The 18,704-nt window shown below is 70.0% G+C and carries 14 protein-coding genes and 1 tRNA gene; 4 read left to right on the top strand and 11 right to left on the bottom strand.

The window, feature by feature from the left end:
* Positions 1 to 23: 23 nt before the first annotated feature.
* The gene (locus ACWDRW_RS01175; protein WP_003999697.1) at positions 24 to 152 is read right to left on the bottom strand and encodes a DLW-39 family protein; all 129 of its coding nucleotides are present in this window, start codon (positions 150 to 152) and stop codon (positions 24 to 26) included.
* Positions 153 to 480: 328 nt separating this feature from the next.
* Between ACWDRW_RS01175 and ACWDRW_RS01170 the strand changes: the two genes are divergently transcribed.
* The 3 genes from ACWDRW_RS01170 to ACWDRW_RS01160 all read left to right on the top strand — a co-directional run bounded on the left by ACWDRW_RS01170 (position 481) and on the right by ACWDRW_RS01160 (position 2,351).
* Positions 481 to 846, top strand: coding sequence for a DUF6344 domain-containing protein (locus tag ACWDRW_RS01170; protein ID WP_451718245.1), 366 nt, complete (start codon positions 481 to 483; stop codon positions 844 to 846).
* Positions 847 to 954: 108 nt separating this feature from the next.
* Entirely contained in the window at positions 955 to 1,539 is a 585-nt protein-coding gene (locus ACWDRW_RS01165; RefSeq protein ID WP_451718243.1) for a UTRA domain-containing protein, read from the top strand.
* An 8-nt stretch (positions 1,540 to 1,547) separates the two neighbouring features.
* On the top strand, positions 1,548 to 2,351 hold the full coding sequence (locus ACWDRW_RS01160) for a glycosyltransferase family 2 protein (protein WP_451718240.1): 804 nt from the start codon (positions 1,548 to 1,550) through the stop codon (positions 2,349 to 2,351).
* Here ACWDRW_RS01160 and ACWDRW_RS01155 read toward each other — a convergent pair.
* Together ACWDRW_RS01155 and ACWDRW_RS01150 are read right to left on the bottom strand one after the other, a co-directional pair.
* Complete coding sequence (locus tag ACWDRW_RS01155; protein ID WP_451718238.1) at positions 2,288 to 2,482, bottom strand: ferredoxin; 195 nt, start codon at positions 2,480 to 2,482, stop codon at positions 2,288 to 2,290. The genes ACWDRW_RS01160 and ACWDRW_RS01155 overlap by 64 nt on opposite strands.
* Before the next feature lie 50 nt (positions 2,483 to 2,532).
* Positions 2,533 to 3,756 carry an amidohydrolase family protein gene (locus ACWDRW_RS01150; protein ID WP_451718235.1) on the bottom strand — a complete coding sequence of 408 codons (1,224 nt, stop codon included), beginning with the start codon at positions 3,754 to 3,756 and terminating at the stop codon, positions 2,533 to 2,535.
* Positions 3,757 to 4,157: 401 nt separating this feature from the next.
* On the opposite strand from ACWDRW_RS01150, the gene ACWDRW_RS01145 reads away from it, so the two are divergent.
* On the top strand, positions 4,158 to 8,102 hold the full coding sequence (locus tag ACWDRW_RS01145) for an nSTAND1 domain-containing NTPase (protein ID WP_451718232.1): 3,945 nt from the start codon (positions 4,158 to 4,160) through the stop codon (positions 8,100 to 8,102).
* Positions 8,103 to 8,301: 199 nt separating this feature from the next.
* On the opposite strand, the gene ACWDRW_RS01140 is transcribed toward ACWDRW_RS01145, so the two are convergent.
* From ACWDRW_RS01140 to dnaN, 8 genes are all read right to left on the bottom strand, one after another.
* A tRNA-Ile gene (locus ACWDRW_RS01140) sits at positions 8,302 to 8,378 on the bottom strand.
* Positions 8,379 to 8,490: 112 nt separating this feature from the next.
* Entirely contained in the window at positions 8,491 to 9,216 is a 726-nt protein-coding gene (locus ACWDRW_RS01135) for a DUF3566 domain-containing protein (RefSeq protein ID WP_451718230.1), read from the bottom strand.
* A 17-nt stretch (positions 9,217 to 9,233) separates the two neighbouring features.
* Positions 9,234 to 11,819 carry a DNA gyrase subunit A gene (gene gyrA / locus ACWDRW_RS01130; RefSeq protein ID WP_451718227.1) on the bottom strand — a complete coding sequence of 862 codons (2,586 nt, stop codon included), beginning with the start codon at positions 11,817 to 11,819 and terminating at the stop codon, positions 9,234 to 9,236.
* Between the two features lie 42 nt (positions 11,820 to 11,861).
* Positions 11,862 to 13,922 carry a DNA topoisomerase (ATP-hydrolyzing) subunit B gene (gene gyrB / locus ACWDRW_RS01125; protein WP_451718225.1) on the bottom strand — a complete coding sequence of 687 codons (2,061 nt, stop codon included), beginning with the start codon at positions 13,920 to 13,922 and terminating at the stop codon, positions 11,862 to 11,864.
* A gap of 386 nt (positions 13,923 to 14,308) precedes the next feature.
* Positions 14,309 to 14,839, bottom strand: coding sequence for a DUF721 domain-containing protein (locus ACWDRW_RS01120; RefSeq protein WP_451718222.1), 531 nt, complete (start codon positions 14,837 to 14,839; stop codon positions 14,309 to 14,311).
* Positions 14,836 to 15,957 (bottom strand): DNA replication/repair protein RecF, encoded by a 1,122-nt coding sequence (gene recF, locus ACWDRW_RS01115; RefSeq protein ID WP_451718219.1) that lies wholly within the window; start codon positions 15,955 to 15,957, stop codon positions 14,836 to 14,838. Before recF ends, ACWDRW_RS01120 begins: the two co-directional genes overlap by 4 nt.
* Positions 15,958 to 15,998: 41 nt before the next feature.
* Positions 15,999 to 16,874 carry a phosphogluconate dehydrogenase (NAD(+)-dependent, decarboxylating) gene (gene gnd, locus ACWDRW_RS01110; RefSeq protein WP_451718216.1) on the bottom strand — a complete coding sequence of 292 codons (876 nt, stop codon included), beginning with the start codon at positions 16,872 to 16,874 and terminating at the stop codon, positions 15,999 to 16,001.
* 146 nt (positions 16,875 to 17,020) lie between these two features.
* Positions 17,021 to 18,151, bottom strand: coding sequence for a DNA polymerase III subunit beta (dnaN, locus tag ACWDRW_RS01105; RefSeq protein ID WP_451718213.1), 1,131 nt, complete (start codon positions 18,149 to 18,151; stop codon positions 17,021 to 17,023).
* Positions 18,152 to 18,704 lie beyond the last annotated feature (553 nt).

Raw genomic sequence — 18,704 nt, 5'->3', positions numbered from 1 at the left:
GGGTCTGTTCTCAGATCAGGTTGTCACGAACCCGTGGGCACGGAGTCAGTCGCCTCCGTCCACAGATCCTGCTCGGCGCGATCCGCCTGGATCTGGCGGTACACGAGGAGCCCGCCGATGGCGGCCAGTGCGACCAGGAGAAGCTTCTTCACCGCGCGACCTCGTCTTTCCTTGACGTAGGGGACCTCTGGCGCCCGACTATACACACCGACCGATATCGATCGGTGACCTGTGCGGGGCCCTCAACTCAGCGCCCGCGGCCCGCAGTAGAAGCGGAGAACACCACTCCGATCTGAGGGTGATCACACCCCTACAGACGGTTACTTTGAGCCCTCTTCTCCACTTTTCGGGGTGCTTGGACCCATCCGGGTGGTGTTCATCTGAACATCGACGCGCCACCGGCGTAGGTCCACCACTTCGCGGCCCCCATACACATCATGAGGAAAGTACGCAAATCGCCCAACCTGAAAGTGAGGGGCCATGGCCCGGAACAAGGTCATGAAGCTGTGGACCGCCATCGTCACCGCCTTCCTCGCGCTGTGCACGGCGCTCGGACTCGTCACCACGACCGCCGCCGCGGCCGTACCGCACAGCGAGTCGGCTCGTGAGACCGGCAGCGAGAGCGCCACGGAGTTCACGGCGCCGGCGATGTCCCACTGGGCCTGGGCCTACGCCAGGTCACTGCCCCCCACGATGAAGCAGCGCATCCGCGCCGAGGCCCACGGCAAGACACCGAGCTGCCGCCACCGCCCGGTCGAGGACACCGAGGCGGACCAGGCCACGCCCGCCGACTGCGACACCGCCGCGCCCACGGCCGAGGACACCCTCATCCCGCTTCAGCGCTGACAGAGCCTTCGCTCGCTCCATCCTCCCTGTCCATCCGGCGAACTTGCGTACGCCTCACCAGGCCCGGCCACCCGGAAGAGTGGCCGGGCCTCGTCGTAGCCTGGGCCCATGCCTCGCTCGCCCGCCGTCCGCGACAGTCGGCGCCATCAGTGGGAGAAGAACCGGGTGCGCCGCCCGTGCGCCGAGCGGACCGGTCTCGGTGCCACCGAGCACGACACCGGCCTGGACTGCTCCGATCTGACCTTCCACGCCGAGTACGACGAGATCGAGGCCCCCGCCGACCTCGCGGAGGCGTTCGGCGTCCCCCTCGGCACCCCGCTCCTGCGACGCGTCTACCGCACCCGCCGGGCCACCGAGAGCGCCCCGTTCGGCCTGGTCACCAGCTTTCTGCCGCACGACCTGATCGCGGCCAACCCCGACCTGCTGGACCCGGCCAACGAGCCGTGGCCAGGCGGCACCCAGCACCAACTTCACACCGTGGGCGTCGAGGTGGCCCGCGTCGAGGAACGCGTCACGGCCCGTCCCCCGACGCCCGAGGAGGCGCGGGAACTGGAACTGCCCGCCGGCAGCCCGGTGCTGGTGCTGCGCAAGACGTCGTACGACATCAGGGACCGTGTCGTGGAGGTCTCCCGGGTGACGCTCCCCGGCGACCGTACCGAACTGCTGTTCACCACCGAGCTGGAAAGGTGGTGAGGGCCGCCGTGCGCCGGCGCATCATCATCGTGACCGCTGTCCACGGCCCCTCGGCCCGCTTCCTCCCGGACGCCCACGCGTCGCTGTGCGCGCAGGAACTGCCGGACGGCTGGGAGTGGCACTGGCTGGTCCAGGAGGACGGCACGACCGACGCCGTGGCGCCGTACGTCCCCGACGACGCCCGCGTCACCTTCCGGCAGGGCCGCTCCGGTGGTCCCGGGGTCGCCCGGACCATCGCGCTGGCGCACGCCGACGGGCCGTACGTGAAGGTGCTGGACGCCGACGACCGGCTGACGCCCGGCGCGCTCGCCCGCGATCTGGCCGTTCTGGAGGGCGATCCCGGCATCGGCTGGACGACTTCCCGGGCGTTGGACCTGCTGTCCGACGGCTCCACCGTGGGCTTCCCCGGCGACCCCGGCGACGGTCCCGTCGAGCGGGGCGCGGTGCTCGAGCACTGGCGGGCGCACGACTTCCTCGCCCAGGTGCATCCGGCCACGCTCTGCGTCCGCCGGGACCTGCTGCTCGCGCTCGGCGGCTGGATGGCGCTGCCCGCGTCCGAGGACACCGGGCTGCTGCTGGCGCTGAACGCCGTGAGCCGGGGCTGGTTCACCGCGGAGGCCGGGCTGCTGTACCGGAAGTGGGAGGGGCAGGCCACGGGCCAGGCCTCGCACGTCGATCCGGCGGAGCGGGCGGCGCGGATGGCCGTGGCGGAGGCCCGGGCACGGGCGCTGGCCGCCACCGGCTGGACCTACGGGCCGCCGAGCACGATCGCCTGCGACGGACACAGCTCCGCCGCCTCCCGCACCTCCTGATCGTCCCCGCGGTCCTCCCGCCCGGCGATGACGGCCCCGAACCCGTCCGCCACGGTGAACACGGACGGCACCCGGTACACGCACTCGCCGGAGCCGTAACACAGCTCCGGATCCACGGAGACCTTCGACATCCGCACTCCCGTCTCTCACCGGGTGCCTGCCCCGGCCGCGGGGCCGCCAATCAGCGGTCGAAGGGCAGATCCAGCATCCGGATCGCGTTCCCGCGCAGCAGCTTGTACGTCACCTCGTCGGACAGACCCGCCACATGCTCGGCCGCGACCTGCTTGGTGTGCGGCCAGGTCGAGTCGACGTGCGGGTAGTCCGTCTCGAAGGTGGCGTTGTCCACCCCCACCGTGTCGATCGCCTCGATGCCGTGCCTGTCCCGGAAGAAGCAGCAGAAGATCTGCCGGTAGTAATACGTCGACGGCGGTTCCGGAATCAGGTCCTTCACCCCGCCCCACGCCCGGTGCTCCTCCCACACGTCGTCCGCGCGTTCGAGGGCGTACGGGATCCAGCCCATCTGTCCCTCGCTGTAGGCGAGTTTCAGCCGCGGGAACTTCACCAGCACCCCGGAGAAGAGGAAGTCCATCATCGACGCCATGGCGTTGTTGAAGCTCAGCGAGGCCTGCACGGCGGGCGGCGCGTCCGGGGAGGCGGCCGGCATCTGCGAGGAGGACCCGATGTGCATGTTCACGACCGTCCCGGTCTCCTCGCAGGCCGCGAAGAAGGGGTCCCAGTAGCCGGAGTGAATCGAGGGCAGCCCGAGATAGGTCGGGATCTCGCTGAACGTCACCGCGCGCACCCCGCGGGCGGCGTTGCGGTGGATCTCCGCGACCGCCAGGTCGATGTCCCACAGCGGGATCAGACACAGCGGGATGAGCCGGCCGCCGCTGTCGCCGCACCACTCCTCGACCATCCAGTCGTTGTAGGCGCGCACACAGGCCAGCCCGACCTCCTTGTCCTTGGCCTCCGCGAAGGTCTGTCCACAGAAGCGGGGAAAGGTGGGGAAGCAGAGCGAGGCCTCGACATGGTTCATCTCCATGTCCTCCAGGCGCGCCTTGGGGTCCCAGCAGCCCCGCCGCATCTGCTCCCGGGTGATGCCGTCGAGCGTCATCTCGTCCCGGGAGAACCCGACCGCCGCGATGATCCGCTTGTACGGGAAGAACTCGCCCTCGTACTCCCACCAGTCGGTGATCTGTCCGTCCGGATCGGTGGTGAACCGGTACTTCCCGCCGACGTATGCGAGCTCACCGATCCCGGCGGTGAAGGGTTTGGGGCCTTTGTCCCGGTACTTGGCCGGGAGCCAGGTCTCGAAGAGGTGCGCGGGCTCGATCACGTGATCGTCCACGCTGATGACCTTGGGCAGTTCCCTGGTGCCGTCCACGCCGGCTGCCTCCCACCGCATATCTGACGGTTCGTCAGATACGAAGGTACGGCGGGACGGGGGCAGCGGCAAGAAGCGGGAGGCGTCGGCACCCGAGTGCCGCGTCGTTCGGCACCGGTCCCTCCCCTCGCGGGGACCGGTGCCAAACGACGCGCCGGTGTCGGTCCCACACCGTGGCGGGGACCGAAGTCGGGGTGGTCGGGAAGGCTCGCGGACGGGGTAGACGTTCCGTCACTGCGGCGAAGGCGGCTGACGCGGGCAGCCTCCCCGGACGACGCGCGGTTGACTGGCTACGCGGTGTGATCCTGCCAGTTGGGGCCCGTTCCGAGGAGGTTCCGGTTTTCAACCCTGGGCTTCCTCGCAGGTCAGCCGTATAAAGTGAGTTTTCCGGTCCGGACGTCCAGGTGCGGGTGAAGTAAGGGGTGGACGCCTTGAGTTCCGACTCAGGGGCACGCACAGCCTTCGCGGAACGCCTTGCGCTGCTGTACCGGGAGGCCGGCAACCCGCCCCTGAAGCGGGTGTCCGAGGCGGTCGCCCAACTCCAGCGCGTGGACGAACGAGGGCGTCCGGTACGGGTGTCCGCGCAGCGCATCAGCGACTGGCGGCGCGCGAAGAACGTACCGGCGCAGTTCGCCGCCCTGGCCGCCGTCCTCCAGGTCCTCATCCCGCAGGCGCGGCGCGCACGGGCGGCGGCGGTCTCGCCCGGCCTGTACGACATGACCCAGTGGCAGCTCCTGTGGGAGCGGGCCGTGGCCGATCCGGTCGTCGCCGAGGAGCCCGCCTCCGAGGCGCCGGCCATGGAGACCGTCTGTCCGTACCGGGGCCTCGCCTCCTACCGGCAGGAGGACGCCCGCTGGTTCTTCGGCCGGGAGCGCAGCACGGACGCGCTCGTCGCCCATCTCCGGGCCGCGGAGCGGACCGGCGGACTGCTGATGCTCGTGGGCGCCTCGGGGGCCGGGAAGTCCTCCCTGCTCCACGCCGGCCTCGTGCCCGCGTTACGGGAGGCGGGCGGGGAGGTGCTCCAACTCGTCCCGGGAGCGGATCCGCTGGGGGAGCTGAGCCGTCGGGTTCCGGGGCTGCCTGGTGTTTCACGTGAAACATCGCGCCCCGAGGAGGCGCCCGGCAGCCCGGAGTTCGGGGCCGCCGTCCGTGAGGCCTTCACGGCAGCGTCCTCGGCCGCCCCGCTGGTCGTCATCGTCGACCAGTTCGAGGAGGCCTTCACGCTCTGCGCCGAGGAGCGCGACCGGGACGCCTTCATCCAGCTCCTGCACGCCGCCGCCACCCCCGCGACCGACGGCACCCCGGCCCCCGCGCTCGTCGTCCTCGGCATCCGCGCCGACTTCTACGAACAGTGCCTCGGCTACCCCGAACTCGCCGACGCGCTCCAGCACCGGCACATGGTCCTCGGCCCCCTGACCGCCGCCGAACTGCGGGAGGCGGTGACCGGGCCGGCCAAGGCCGTCGGTCTGGAGCTGGAGCCCGGGCTCGCCGAGCTCATCGTCCGGGAGGTCAGCGCCGACGGCCCGCGCGGCGCCCATGACGCGGGTGTGCTCCCGCTGCTCTCGCACGCCCTGCTGGCCACCTGGCAGCGCCGCAAGTCGGGGCGGCTGACCCTGGCCGGCTACCGGGCCGCCGGCGGCATCCAAGGAGCCGTCGCGGCGACCGCCGAACGGGCCTGGTCCAGCCTGGACCCGGCGGCCCGGACCGCGGCCCGGCTGCTGCTGCTCCGCCTGGTGCGCCTCGGCGAGGACACCCAGGCCACCCGCAGGCGCGGCACCCGGCGGCAGCTGGCGGCGGAGTCGACGGATCCCGACAAGACGGAGGAGTCCCTCGAGGCGCTGGTCCGCGCCCGTCTGGTCACCCTCGACGCGGAGACCGTGGAGATCACCCACGAGGCCCTGCTGCACGCCTGGCCGAGGCTGCGGGAGTGGATCGACGAGGACCGGGGCGGCAACCTGCTGCGCCAGCGTCTGGAGGAGGACGGCCGCTCCTGGGAGGACTCCCACCGCGACTCCTCCCTGCTCTACCGGGGCTCCCGGCTGGACCAGGCGGACAGCTGGGCCAAGTCGGCCGGGGACACCCTCCTGACCCGCAGCGCGGTGGAGTTCCTGGCCGCCTCCGTACGACTGCGTCGGCGCTCCCAGTGGATCCGGCGGGGCGCGGTGGCGGCGCTGATGGTGCTGGCCCTGGTGGCCGTCGGTTCGGCGGTGGTGGCCTGGCAACAGCGCAATGACGCCGTGTTCGAGCAGGTGGTCGCCGAGGCCGACCGCGTCCAGTACACCGACCCGTCGCTGTCGGCCCAGCTGGACCTGGTCGCGCACCGGCTGCGCCCGGGCGACGAGGGCACCAACAACCGGCTGGTGTCCATCGTGAACGCCCCGTTGGCCACCCCCCTCCTCGGCCACACCGGCGCCGTCTACCTCACCTCCTTCAGCCCCGACGGCAAGCTCCTGGCGACGGCCAGCTACGACCGCACGGTCCGGCTGTGGGACGTGTCGGACCGAGGCCGCCCGAAGCCCCTGGGCAAGCCCCTGATCGGCCATACGAGCTGGGTGAGCAGCGCGGTGTTCAGCCCGGACGGCCGGACCCTCGCCAGCGCGGCGGACGACGGCACGATCCGCCTGTGGGACGTGACGGACCCGGGACACCCCAAGCCGCTGCGCACCCCGATGACGGGGCACGAGGGCACCGTCTACCTGGTCGCGTTCAGTCCCGACGGGCGTACCCTGGCCTCCGCCAGCGAGGACCGCACCGTCCGCCTGTGGGACGTCTCGGGGCCGGACCGGCCGAGGACCGTCAGCACCCTGACCGGTGCCGGCGCCGCCGTCCGCTCGGTGGCGTTCAGCCCGGACGGCGACACCCTGGCCGCGGGCGGCGACGACGACACGATCCACCTGTGGAACGTGGCCGACCCGCGCCGCCCGAAGCCCTACGACAGCCGTCTGACCGGCCACACCGACCTGGTGCACTCCGTCGCCTTCAGCCCCGACGGGCGCACCCTCGCCAGCGGCGCCGCCGACGACACCGTACGGCTGTGGAACGTGGCGGACCCCGGGGACGCGTCCGCGCTCGGTCCACCCCTGACCGGCCACACCGGGCCCATCTGGTCGGTGGCCTTCAGCCCGGACGGCGCCACCCTCGCCGCGGCCAGCGCCGACAGCACCGCGAGCCTGTGGAACGTCAGCGACCCGGCGTACCCCTCCCGAGTGGGCGAGCCACTCGCGGGCAGCAGCGGCGAGATGTACGCCCTGGGCTTCAGCCCGGACGGCAGAACCCTGGCCACGGGCAGCGGCGACAGCAAGGTGCGGCTGTGGTCGATCCCCACGTCCGACATGTTCGGCCGCAGCGGAGCCTTCCGCCCCGACGGACGGGTCCTCGCCACGGCCGCCCGGGACGGCAGCGTACGGCTGTGGGACGTGCGCACCCCCGACCGCCCGATGGCGCTGAACAAGCCGTTCATGCCCGACGACGGCGGCCAGCGCTCCCTGCAGTTCGCGCCCGACGGCCGCACCCTCGCGGTGCTGACCGGCAACCGCTCGGTGTACCTGTGGGACGTCTCCGACCCCACCCGCCCGGTCTCCCACGGCCCGCCCCTGACCCTGCGCACCCGCTTCATGGGCCCGGACGCGCTGGCCTTCAGCCCCGACGGCCGCACCCTGGCAACCGCCTACGACGACCGCACCCTCCAGCTGTGGGACGTCTCGGACCCCTCCCGCCCGACCCCGTACGGCGCCCCCCTCACCGGCCACCGCGGCTACGTCAACACCCTCGCCTTCTCCTCGGACGGCGCCACCCTCGCCAGTGGCAGCGCGGACGGCACGATCCGCCTGTGGAACACCGCGGACCCCGGGCGGACGACCGCGCGGGGCGGCTCGCTCGCCGCCCACGAGGGTCCCGTGAACATGGTCGCCTTCAGCCCGGACGGCAGAACCCTCGCCAGCGGCAGCGACGACGACTCGGTGCGCCTGTGGGACGTGACGGACCCCGCGGCGGTGAGCGAGCCGGTGGCCACGCTGACCGGCCACACCGAGGCGGTCGTCTCCCTCACCTTCAGCCAGGACGGCCGCACCCTCGCCAGCGGCGGCAACGACAACACGGTCCACCTGTGGAACGTCTCCGCGCCCGCGGAAGCCGCCCCCATCGGTCAGTCGATGAGCCCCAACGCCAAGACGGGCAACTTCCTGTCCTTCAGCCCCAAGAGCCAGATGCTCGGGGTCTCCAGCGGCACCGACACCGTCCGCCTGTGGCACCTCGACGTCGACCGTGCCGTCCGCCGGATCTGCGCCACCACCCGGGGCGTCCTGACCGAGGAGAAGTGGGACGAGTACCTGCCCCGCCTCTCCTACGACCCCCCGTGCGACCACTGACCAGGAACGTGATCCCGCTCACATAGCCCACCCGGTCCCGAACGGCTGCCTCCCGCCGTTCAACCAGCCTTGTTACTGTTGGCCACAGCCCGATCGCTGGTGCATCCCCCGTCGCCAGCGATCGGGCGCTTTCGCACCCCTTTCGATCGACCAGCAACGCACATGACCCCCGGTCCTGGTGGACCGGGGGTCATGTGGGTGGTGGGGCTAACAGGATTTGAACCTGTGGCCTCATCCTTATCAGGGATGCGCTCTAACCAACTGAGCTATAGCCCCGCCGCGCTTTGCGGGGTGTGTCCCGCGCGCTGACTCCTGAAGATTAGCGCACGTGGTGCGCAGTCCCAAAATCGGTTGTCGGGGAACCGTCAGGAGAGGTTTGAACAGGCGCTCACTCGTCTTCGGCCAGCGTCAGTTCGACACCGCCCACGAAGCCGGCGGAGAGGTTGTAGATGAACGCGCCGAGCGTGGCGAGGGCCGTCGCGAGGACGACGTCGATGACCGCGATGATCGCCGTGAACATCAGGACGTTCGGCAGGGACAGGAACGACTGGAGGTCGAAGCCGTTCGACTCGTTGGAGCCGGTCGCCTCCGAGATCGTGCCGCCGACCGTGGAGAAGACGCCCATGGCGTCCATGACCATCCACAGCACCGCCGACGCGACGATCGTGCAGATGCCGAGCGCGATGGACAGCAGGAAGCTGACCTTCATCACCGACCACGGGTCGGCCTTGGCCACCCGCAGCCGCGCCTTACGGGTCCGCGGCACCGTGCGCGCCCCCGTGCGCGGCCTGCGCACCGCGCCGCTCGGCGCGGCCGCCGCCGGGTACGCCTGCGGCGGGTGGTAGGGCCCGGAGGAGGGCTGCGGCTGTCGCTCGCCGGGCAGCGGCGAAGCCGTGGGCGCCGGTTGCGCCGGCTGCTGCTGGTTCGCCGGGGCCGGGCCGCCCGCGTACTGCTGGGCCTGCGGGCCTCGGGTGTCCGTCACAGTTCCCCCCTGGGATCCATGCGTGTCGGGTGAGGGCGAGTCACTGGTCTGCGCGGCGGAGCCACGGCCGCCGCCGTCCGTCTCCGTACCCGTAGAGGTACCGGTCGATCCGGCGCCCGTGGCTCCGCTCACGTGACTCACTCCTCGTGCTACTCGGCCGAGGGCGCCTCACCCTCGTCCGTGCCGGCGGTCTCGGCGGTCTCGTCGTCGGCGACGTCGCCGTCGACCTCCTCCGCCTCGCGCCCCGCTTCGGCGTTACGTGCGATGCCGACCACGGCATCGCGCTTGCCCAGATTGATCAGTTGGACGCCCATGGTGTCACGGCCCGTCTCCCTGACCCCGTTGACTCGCGTACGAATCACGCCGCCGGACAGCGTGATGGCGAGGATCTCGTCCGTCTCCTCGACCACCAGCGCACCGACGAGCGATCCACGGTCCTCAACGATCTTGGCGGCCTTGATACCGAGGCCGCCGCGCCCCTGGACGCGGTACTCGTCGACGGGAGTCCGCTTCGCGTACCCGCCGTCGGTTGCAGTGAACACGAACGTACCGGGTCGAACAACATTCATCGAGAGCAGCTCGTCCCCCTCGCGGAAACTCATGCCCTTCACACCCGAGGTGGCACGGCCCATGGGCCGCAGCGCGTCGTCCGTGGCGGTGAACCTGATCGACTGGGCCTTCTTGCTGATCAGCAGCAGATCATCCTCGGCCGAGACCAGCTCGGCACCGATCAGTTCGTCGTCGGAACCGTCCGCCGTCTCACGAAGGTTGATCGCGATGACACCGCCGGAGCGCGGCGAATCGTAATCCTTCAGAGGCGTCTTCTTCACCAGACCCGCCTTGGTGGCGAGCACGAGGTAGGGCACCGCCTCGTAGTCGCGGATCGCGAGGATCTCGGCGATGGCCTCGTCCGGCTGGAAGGCCAGCAGGTTCGCCACGTGCTGCCCGCGCGCGTCACGCCCCGCGTCCGGGAGCTCGTACGCCTTCGCCCGGTAGACCCGGCCCTTGTTGGTGAAGAACAGCAGCCAGTGGTGGGTCGTCGAGACGAAGAAGTGGTCGACGATGTCGTCTTCCTTCAGCTTCGCCCCGCGGACACCCTTGCCGCCGCGCTTCTGCGCCCGGTAGTCGTCCGTCTTGGTGCGCTTGACGTAGCCGCCGCGGGTGACGGTGACCACGATGTCCTCTTCGGCGATGAGGTCCTCGATGGACATGTCGCCGTCGTAGGGCACCAGCATCGTCTTGCGGTCGTCGCCGTACTTCTCGACGATCGCGGCGAGCTCCTCGCTGACGATGCCGCGCTGGCGGACCGGGGAGGCGAGGATCGCGTTGTACTCGGTGATCTTCGCCTGGAGTTCGTCGTGCTCCTGGATGATCTTCTGGCGCTCCAGGGCGGCCAGTCGGCGCAGCTGCATCTCGAGGATGGCGTTGGCCTGGATCTCGTCGATCTGCAGGAGCTCCATCAGGCCCGTGCGCGCGATCTCGACCGTGTCACTGGCCCGGATCAGCGCGATGACCTCGTCGATGGCGTCCAGGGCCTTCAGCAGGCCGCGCAGGATGTGCGCCCGCTCCTCGGCCTTGCGCAGGCGGAAGCGCGTACGGCGGACGATGACCTCGATCTGGTGCGTCACCCAGTGCCGGATGAACGCGTCCAGGGAGAGCGTGCGCGGCACGCCGTCCACCAGCGCCAGCATGTTGGCGCCGAAGTTCGTCTGCAGGTCGGTGTGCTTGTACAGGTTGTTCAGCACGACCTTGGCGACCGCGTCCCGCTTCAGGACGATGACCAGACGCTGGCCGGTGCGGCTCGACGTCTCGTCGCGGACGTCCGCGATGCCACCGATCTTGCCGTCCTTCACCAGGTCGGCGATCTTCTGCGCGAGGTTGTCCGGGTTGACCTGGTAGGGCAGCTCGGTGACCACCAGGCACTGGCGGTTCTGGATCTCCTCGACCTCGACGACCGCCCGCATGGTGATCGAGCCGCGGCCCGTGCGGTACGCCTCCTCGATGCCCTTGCGACCGACGACCAGCGCGCCCGTCGGGAAGTCCGGGCCCTTGATGCGCTCGATGAGGGCGTCCAGCAGCTCCTCGTGCGAGGCCTCCGGGTTCTCCAGGTACCACTGGGCGCCGGCCGCGACCTCGCGGAGGTTGTGCGGCGGGATGTTCGTCGCCATACCGACCGCGATGCCCGCCGAGCCGTTGATCAGCAGGTTGGGGAAGCGGGCGGGCAGGACGGTCGGCTCCTGGGAGCGGCCGTCGTAGTTGTCCGTGAAGTCGACGGTCTCCTCGTCGATGTCACGCACCATCTCCATCGACAGCGGCGCCATCTTGCACTCGGTGTAGCGCATGGCCGCCGCCGGGTCGTTGCCCGGCGAGCCGAAGTTGCCGTTGGAGTCCACGAGCGGCATGCGCATCGACCACGGCTGGGCGAGGCGCACCAGGGCGTCGTAGATCGAGGAGTCGCCGTGGGGGTGGTAGTTGCCCATGACGTCGCCGACGACGCGGGCGCACTTGTAGAAGCCGCGCTCGGGGCGGTAGCCCCCGTCGTACATGGCGTACAGGACACGGCGGTGGACGGGCTTGAGACCGTCCCGCACGTCCGGCAGCGCGCGCGAGACGATGACGGACATCGCGTAGTCGAGGTACGAGCGCTGCATCTCCGTCTCGAGCCCGACGGGCTCGATGCGCATCGCGAGTTCGCCGCCCTCTTCAGGGGTGACTGGGGTGTTCTCGTCGGCCATTGCTGGTGAAGATCCTTCCTGGTGCGGTCAGCTGAGACCGACTCAGATGTCGAGGAAGCGGACGTCCTTGGCGTTGCGCTGGATGAAGGCGCGGCGGGCCTCGACGTCCTCGCCCATGAGGACCGAGAACAGGTCGTCGGCCTGGGCGGCGTCGTCGAGGGTGACCTGGCCGAGGACGCGGTGCTCCTGGTCCATGGTCGTCACGCGCAGCTCCTCGGCGTTCATCTCACCGAGACCCTTGAAGCGCTGGATGGAGTCCTCGCGCACGCGCTTGCCGCGCTGGCGGCCCATCTCGATCAGCGCGTCGCGCTCGCGGTCCGAGTAGGCGTACTCGACGTCGTCCCGGCCCCACTTGAGCTTGTACAGCGGCGGACGCGACAGGAACACGTGCCCGGCCTCGACCAGCGGCCGCATGAAGCGGAACAGGAAGGTCAGCAGCAGGGTGTTGATGTGCTGGCCGTCGACGTCGGCGTCCGCCATCAGGATGATCTTGTGATAGCGGAGCTTCTCGATGTCGAAGTCCTCGTGCACACCCGTGCCGAAGGCCGAGATCAGCGCCTGGATCTCCTGGTTCTGCAGGATCTTGTCGATCCGCGCCTTCTCGACGTTGAGGATCTTGCCTCGGATCGGGAGGATCGCCTGGTACTGCGGGTTGCGGCCGGACTTGGCCGAGCCGCCGGCGGAGTCACCCTCGACGATGAAGATCTCGCACTTGGTCGGGTCGTTCGACTGGCAGTCCGAGAGCTTGCCCGGCAGCGACGCCGACTCCAGCAGGCCCTTGCGGCGGGTCAGGTCCCGCGCCTTGCGGGCCGCCACGCGCGCGGTGGCCGCCTGGATGCCCTTGCGGACGATGTCGGCGGCCTCGACCGGGTTGCGGTCCAGCCAGTCGTTGAGGTGCTCGTAGACCGCCTTCTGCACGAAGGTCTTGGCCTCCGTGTTGCCCAGCTTGGTCTTCGTCTGGCCCTCGAACTGCGGCTCGCTCAGCTTCACCGAGATGATCGCCGTCAGACCCTCGCGGATGTCGTCACCCGTGAGGTTGTCGTCCTTCTCGCGCAGCAGCTTCTTGTCGCGCGCGTACTTGTTGATCAGGTTGGTGAGCGCGGCGCGGAAGCCCTCTTCGTGGGTACCGCCCTCGTGCGTGTGGATGATGTTGGCGAAGGAGTACACGCCCTCGCTGTAGCCGCTGTTCCACTGCATGGCGACTTCGAGGGACAGGGCCTTGTCCTTGTCCTCGGCCTCGAGGTCGATGACCGAGGGGTGCACCGCGTCCCCCTTGCGGGAGTTGAGGTACTTCACGAAGTCGACGATGCCGCCTTCGTAGTGGTACGTGACGTGCTTGACCTCGGCCTTCTCGTCGGCGCCCGCCTCGTCCGCCCCGGACGTGGCCTTCGCCGACTCGCGCTCGTCAGTGAGTTTGATCGTCAAACCCTTGTTGAGGAACGCCATCTCCTGGAAGCGCCGAGAGAGCGTCTCGAAGGAGTAGTCGGTGGTCTCGAAGATGTCGCCGTCGGCCCAGAAGGTGACCGAGGTGCCGGTCTCCTCGATGGCCTCGTGCTGGGCGAGCGGCGCCGTGGGGACGCCCATCTTGTAGTCCTGCGTCCAGCGGTGACCGTCCGTCCTGACCTCGACGGAGACCTTGCTCGACAGGGCGTTGACGACGGAGACGCCCACGCCGTGCAGACCGCCGGAGACCGCGTAGCCGCCGCCGCCGAACTTGCCGCCCGCGTGCAGCACCGTCAGCACGACCTCGACGGCGGGCTTGCCCTCGGAGGGCACGATGCCGACCGGGATGCCGCGGCCGTTGTCGACGACCCGTACGCCGCCGTCGGCCAGGATCGTCACGTCGATGGTGTCCGCGTGCCCGGCCAGCGCCTCGTCGACCGAGTTGTCGACCACCTCGTAGACGAGGTGGTGCAGACCGCGCTCGCCGGTGGAGCCGATGTACATACCGGGGCGCTTGCGGACCGCGTCCAGGCCTTCGAGGACGGTGATGGCGCTGGCGTCGTACGAAGCTGTGGCCTCGCCGGTCGACGAGGTCACAGCGCCGTTCTCGCCGGCGTCGGTGGACGGGATGTTCTCGTTGGGGTTGCCGGAATCGGCCACGAAGCGCCCTTTCTGGCACAGCACGAGCCGGGCTCGTCGGCGGTTGCCGGAGCGGCTGCGGCATGTTGCGTTGGTAAGCCTTGATCAGCGTTGCTCAGCTTTTCCCGGACGGTCCCCACGTTTGGGGCGGGATTAGCTTCCAGTCTACCGGTAGCACCGACAGTGATGGGGGTTTGCCGGTACCTGAGTCCGCATGTGCCGCCCTGAACCGGTCCCGCCCGACTCCCCATATGCGGAGCGGGGCTCCAAGAGGCTCACAGCGGCACTCAGCGCTTCTGGGGGTCAACCCTTTGCTACTTGGGAGTCAGGTAGGCCGCGCGCCGGGATCCACCGCCGCGCCCAGGAGTACGACGGGACCGCTCCGACATGCCAATACGTGATGTACGTCACCCGTAGGTGTCACCGGGACCGGTGCTGCCCGGGGCGCGCAAGGGGCCGTAGCGGCGCTCGGGGCCGCCGGGGCCCAAAACCTTGATCGCCTTCACCGTGCCGTGCCCGAGATCCTCGTTCAGGCGGGCCACCAACTGCGGGGCGAGCAGCCGCAGATTCGTCGCCCACGCCGTCGAGTCGCACCGCACGACCAGCACCCGCTCGTCCTCGTCGTACGTGACCGGCACACAGTGCTTGGCCAGATCCGGCCCCACGATCTGCGGCCAGCGGCCCATCACACCGCCCACCGCGGCCGGCGTCTCCCAGCCGCGCTCGGTGATCAGCCGGTTGATGGCGGCGCCGAGCGCCATGGGGTCGCGGCCGTCGGCGCGCGCGCCGGAGCGCAGACCGCCACCGCGGCGCGCCTGCTTCTTCTGCGCCTGCGCGTCACCCCGCGCGCGTGCCTGTTCCTTGGCCGCCCGCAGCGCCACGCGCGCGAGGTCGACACCGGAAGGCTCGGCGGACTTCTTGGGCTCCTCGGCGGTCATACGCGCTCCACCGTCCCCTCGGCCACGCCGTACCGCGCCCCCGCCAGCACATGCGGCACGTCGTCGTCGACCGCCGCCGTCACCAGCACCTGCTCCCCGGGCGCGACCAGCTCGGCCAGCCGCTCCCGGCGCCGGGTGTCCAGCTCGGCGAAGACGTCGTCCAGGACGAGCACCGGCTCATTGCCCTCGGCGCGCAGCAGGTCGTAGGAGGCCAGCCGGAGCGCGAGCGCGTAGGACCAGGACTCGCCGTGCGAGGCGTACCCCTTGGCGGGCAACTGCCCGAGCTTGAGCAGCAGATCGTCCCGATGGGGTCCTACGAGGGTGACGCCCCGCTCGATCTCCTGCTTGCGGGACTCCGCGAGCGCGGCCATCACCTGCTCGTACAGATCCTCGCGCGTGTGCGCCTCGCCGGGCGCGGACGGCTTGTACTCCAGCGCCAGCGGACCGCCGCCGGGGGCCAGTTGCTCGTACGCCTTGTCCGCCAGCGGCTGGAGCGCGGCGATCAGGTCGAGGCGCTGGGCGAGCAGTTCGGCGCCCGCGCGGGCGAGGTGCTGGTCCCAGACGTCGAGGGTGGACAGGTCCATGGAGCGGCCGCCGTGCCGCCGGGCGAGCGCGGCCGTCTTGAGCAGGGTGTTGCGTTGCTTGAGGACCCGGTCGTAGTCAGAGCGCACCCCGGCCATGCGCGGGGAGCGCGCGGTGATCAGCTCGTCCAGGAAACGGCGGCGCTCACCGGGGTCTCCCTTGACCAGGGCCAGATCCTCCGGCGCGAACAGGACCGTCCGCACGATCCCGAGGATGTCCCGGGGCCTGACCTGCGAGGACCTGTTGATCCGGGCGCGGTTCGCCCGGCCCGGGTTCAGCTCCAGCTCCACCAGCTGCTGCCGCTCGCCCTGCCGGACCTGGGCCCGGATGATCGCGCGCTCGGCGCCCATCCGGACCAGCGGCGCGTCGGAGGCGACGCGGTGGCTGCCGAGGGTGGCGAGATAGCCGACGGCCTCGACGAGGTTGGTCTTGCCCTGGCCGTTCGGGCCCACGAACGCGGTGACGCCCGGGTCGAGCGGAACTTCGACCCGGGCGTACGAGCGGAAGTCGGCCAGCGACAGATGCGTGACGTGCATGGTGGTGCGCCGACCTCCCCCGGTCTCGTGTGGTGCTGGTGTTACTTCTTCTCGACCGCGTGGCCGCCGAACTGGTTCCGCAGCGCGGCGATCATCTTCATCTGCGGAGAGTCCTCCTGCCGCGAGGCGAACCGCGCGAACAGGGAGGCCGTGATCGCGGGCAGCGGCACGGCGTTGTCGATGGCGGCTTCCACAGTCCAGCGGCCCTCGCCGGAGTCCTGTGCATAACCGCGCAGCTTCTCCAGGTGCTCGTCCTCGTCGAGGGCGTTGACCGCGAGGTCCAGCAGCCAGGAGCGGATGACCGTGCCCTCCTGCCAGGAGCGGAAGACCTCGCGCACGTCGGTGACGGAGTCGACCTTCTCCAGCAGCTCCCAGCCCTCGGCGTAGGCCTGCATCATCGCGTACTCGATGCCGTTGTGGACCATCTTCGCGAAGTGGCCCGCGCCGACCTTGCCGGCGTGCACCGAGCCGAAGTCGCCCTCGGGCTTGAGCGCGTCGAAGATCGGCTGCACCTTGGCGACGTTCTCCGCGTCGCCGCCGTACATCAGCGCGTAGCCGTTCTCCAGGCCCCAGACGCCGCCGGAGACACCGCAGTCGACGAAGCCGATGCCCTTGGCGGCCAGCTCCTCGGCGTGCTTCTCGTCGTCCGTCCAGCGCGAGTTGCCGCCGTCCACGACGACGTCACCGGGCTCCAGGAGCTCGGCCAGTTCGTCGACGGTCGACTGGGTCGGCGCACCCGCCGGGACCATCACCCAGACCACGCGCGGGCCCTTGAGCTTGCCCACAAGCTCTTCCAGGCTGTGGACATCCGCGAGGTCAGGGTTGCGGTCGTATCCGACGACGGTGTGGCCCGCGCGGCGGATCCGCTCGCGCATGTTGCCGCCCATCTTGCCGAGGCCGACGAGACCGAGCTCCATCAGTTGTTCCTTAGGTTGCTGTGGCGTGAGTGGCACCTTCGTACCTACGTCCGAGCCTAAACCCGGACTCTCACGCACAACTGTGGGCATAGCCGCTCAGATGACCCAGCCCACCGAGCCCACCCTCTGACCGGCCCTGACGCAGGTCAGCCGCTCAGACGGACCGGCATGATCAGGTACTTGTACGCCTCATCGGCCTCGGCATCCAGCGCCGGCTTGCCGGACAGCAGCGCCGGCTTGGTGGACGTCGTGAACGACAGCTGCGCCACCGGGGAGTCGATCGCGCTGAGCCCGTCCAGCAGGAAGGTCGGGTTGAAGGCGATCGAGATGTCGTCGCCCTCGAGCTGCGCGTCGACCCTTTCCACAGCCTGTGCGTCGTCGCTCGACCCGGCCTCCAGGATCAGCACGCCCTGCTCGAAGCTCAGCCGCACCGGGGTGTTCCGCTCGGCCACCAGCGCCACACGCTTCACGGCCTCCACGAAGGGTGCCGTCTCGATCACCGCGACGGAGTTGAACTCGGTCGGGAACAGCGTCCGGTACTTCGGGAGGTCGCCCTCCAGCAGCCGGGTGGTGGTCCGCCGGCCCGCGCCCTCGAAACCGATCAGGCCCTCGCCCGAGCCGGAGCCGGACAGCGCGAGCGTCACACTGTCACCGCTGGTCAGCGCCTTGGCCGTGTCGAGGAGCGTCTTCGCGGGGACCAGGGCCACCGCGGACGCGTCCGGGTTCTCCGGCTTCCACAGGAACTCACGGACCGCGAAGCGGTACCGGTCGGTGGAGGCCAGCGTGACCCGGTCGCCCTCGATCTCGATGCGCACACCGGTCAGCACCGGCAGCGTGTCGTCACGGCCCGCCGCGATGGCCACCTGGGAAGCGGCCGAGGCGAAGACCTCACCGGGGACCGTGCCGGTCGCCGACGGCATCTGCGGCAGCGCCGGGTACTCCTCCACAGGCAGGGTGTGGAGTGTGAATCGCGAGGAGCCGCAGACCACGCTCGCCCGTACACCGTCTGTGGAAATCTCCACCGGCCGGTTCGGCAGCGCACGGCAGATGTCGGCGAGGAGCCGGCCGGAGACGAGGACCGTGCCCTCCTCCTCGACCTCGGCGTCCACCGAGACCCGCGCGGAGACCTCGTAGTCGAAGCCGGACAGGCTCAGCTGACCGTCCTCGGCCTTCAGCAGCAGGCCGGCGAGGACAGGCGCCGGCGGACGGGCCGGGAGGCTGCGCGCCGCCCAGGCCACGGCCTCCGCGAGTACGTCGCGTTCCACCCGGATCTTCACTGTTGCCGCCTCCTGCTGTTGCCGGCGCTTCTCGCCCTGCCTGGCTACGTCGTCTGTCTCGGTGTCGCCGGTCCCCGTGTCATCGGTTCCTGTGACGGGAAGGACACCGGGGAACAGTCTGACGCACGGCACTGACAGTAGGTGCCCCTCGGGGTCAAGTCGTGACGAGGGGCAGCCGGGCGCCGGACGGCGAGTTGTGCACAGGACCCCCTTCGAAACGAATTCCCCGCTCTCTCTAGTTGGGAGTAGTAGTAGGGCCTGTGGAAACCGTGGATAACCACGTTTGCCCAGCTCAGAGCGGGAATTTTGTCCACTGCCCCTGTGGGCGGAGCCGGTGGACAACCGGGTGCTTCTGTGGAGAACAGAAAGTTCTGCACACCCCGTGCACAGGCCGGGGCGAGTTCTCCCCAGCGCCGTCCCCAGCTTTACCCACCTTTCCCACAGGGCAACCCGGCACCTTCGTGTGACGCCTTTCACTCGACTCGGTGAGAAGGCGCGTCGCGTTGCCGAACAGTGGACAGTCATGTGGAGAAGCTGCCGATCGCTGGGGACA

The sequence above is a fragment of the Streptomyces sp. NPDC003635 genome, assembly GCF_053587635.1.
This window is presented reverse-complemented; position numbering and strand designations above follow the sequence as displayed.

Excerpts from the sequence above, each read along its gene's own strand:
- recF (WP_451718219.1), bottom strand. The coding sequence starts at position 15,957 with ATGCACGTCACGCATCTGTCGCTGGCCGACTTCCGCTCGTACGCCCGG.
- ACWDRW_RS01170 (WP_451718245.1), top strand. The coding sequence starts at position 481 with ATGGCCCGGAACAAGGTCATGAAGCTGTGGACCGCCATCGTCACCGCC.
- gyrA (WP_451718227.1), bottom strand. The coding sequence starts at position 11,819 with ATGGCCGACGAGAACACCCCAGTCACCCCTGAAGAGGGCGGCGAACTC.
- gnd (WP_451718216.1), bottom strand. The coding sequence starts at position 16,874 with ATGGAGCTCGGTCTCGTCGGCCTCGGCAAGATGGGCGGCAACATGCGC.
- ACWDRW_RS01155 (WP_451718238.1), bottom strand. The coding sequence starts at position 2,482 with ATGTCGAAGGTCTCCGTGGATCCGGAGCTGTGTTACGGCTCCGGCGAG.
- ACWDRW_RS01120 (WP_451718222.1), bottom strand. The coding sequence starts at position 14,839 with ATGACCGCCGAGGAGCCCAAGAAGTCCGCCGAGCCTTCCGGTGTCGAC.
- ACWDRW_RS01165 (WP_451718243.1), top strand. The coding sequence starts at position 955 with ATGCCTCGCTCGCCCGCCGTCCGCGACAGTCGGCGCCATCAGTGGGAG.
- ACWDRW_RS01150 (WP_451718235.1), bottom strand. The coding sequence starts at position 3,756 with ATGCGGTGGGAGGCAGCCGGCGTGGACGGCACCAGGGAACTGCCCAAG.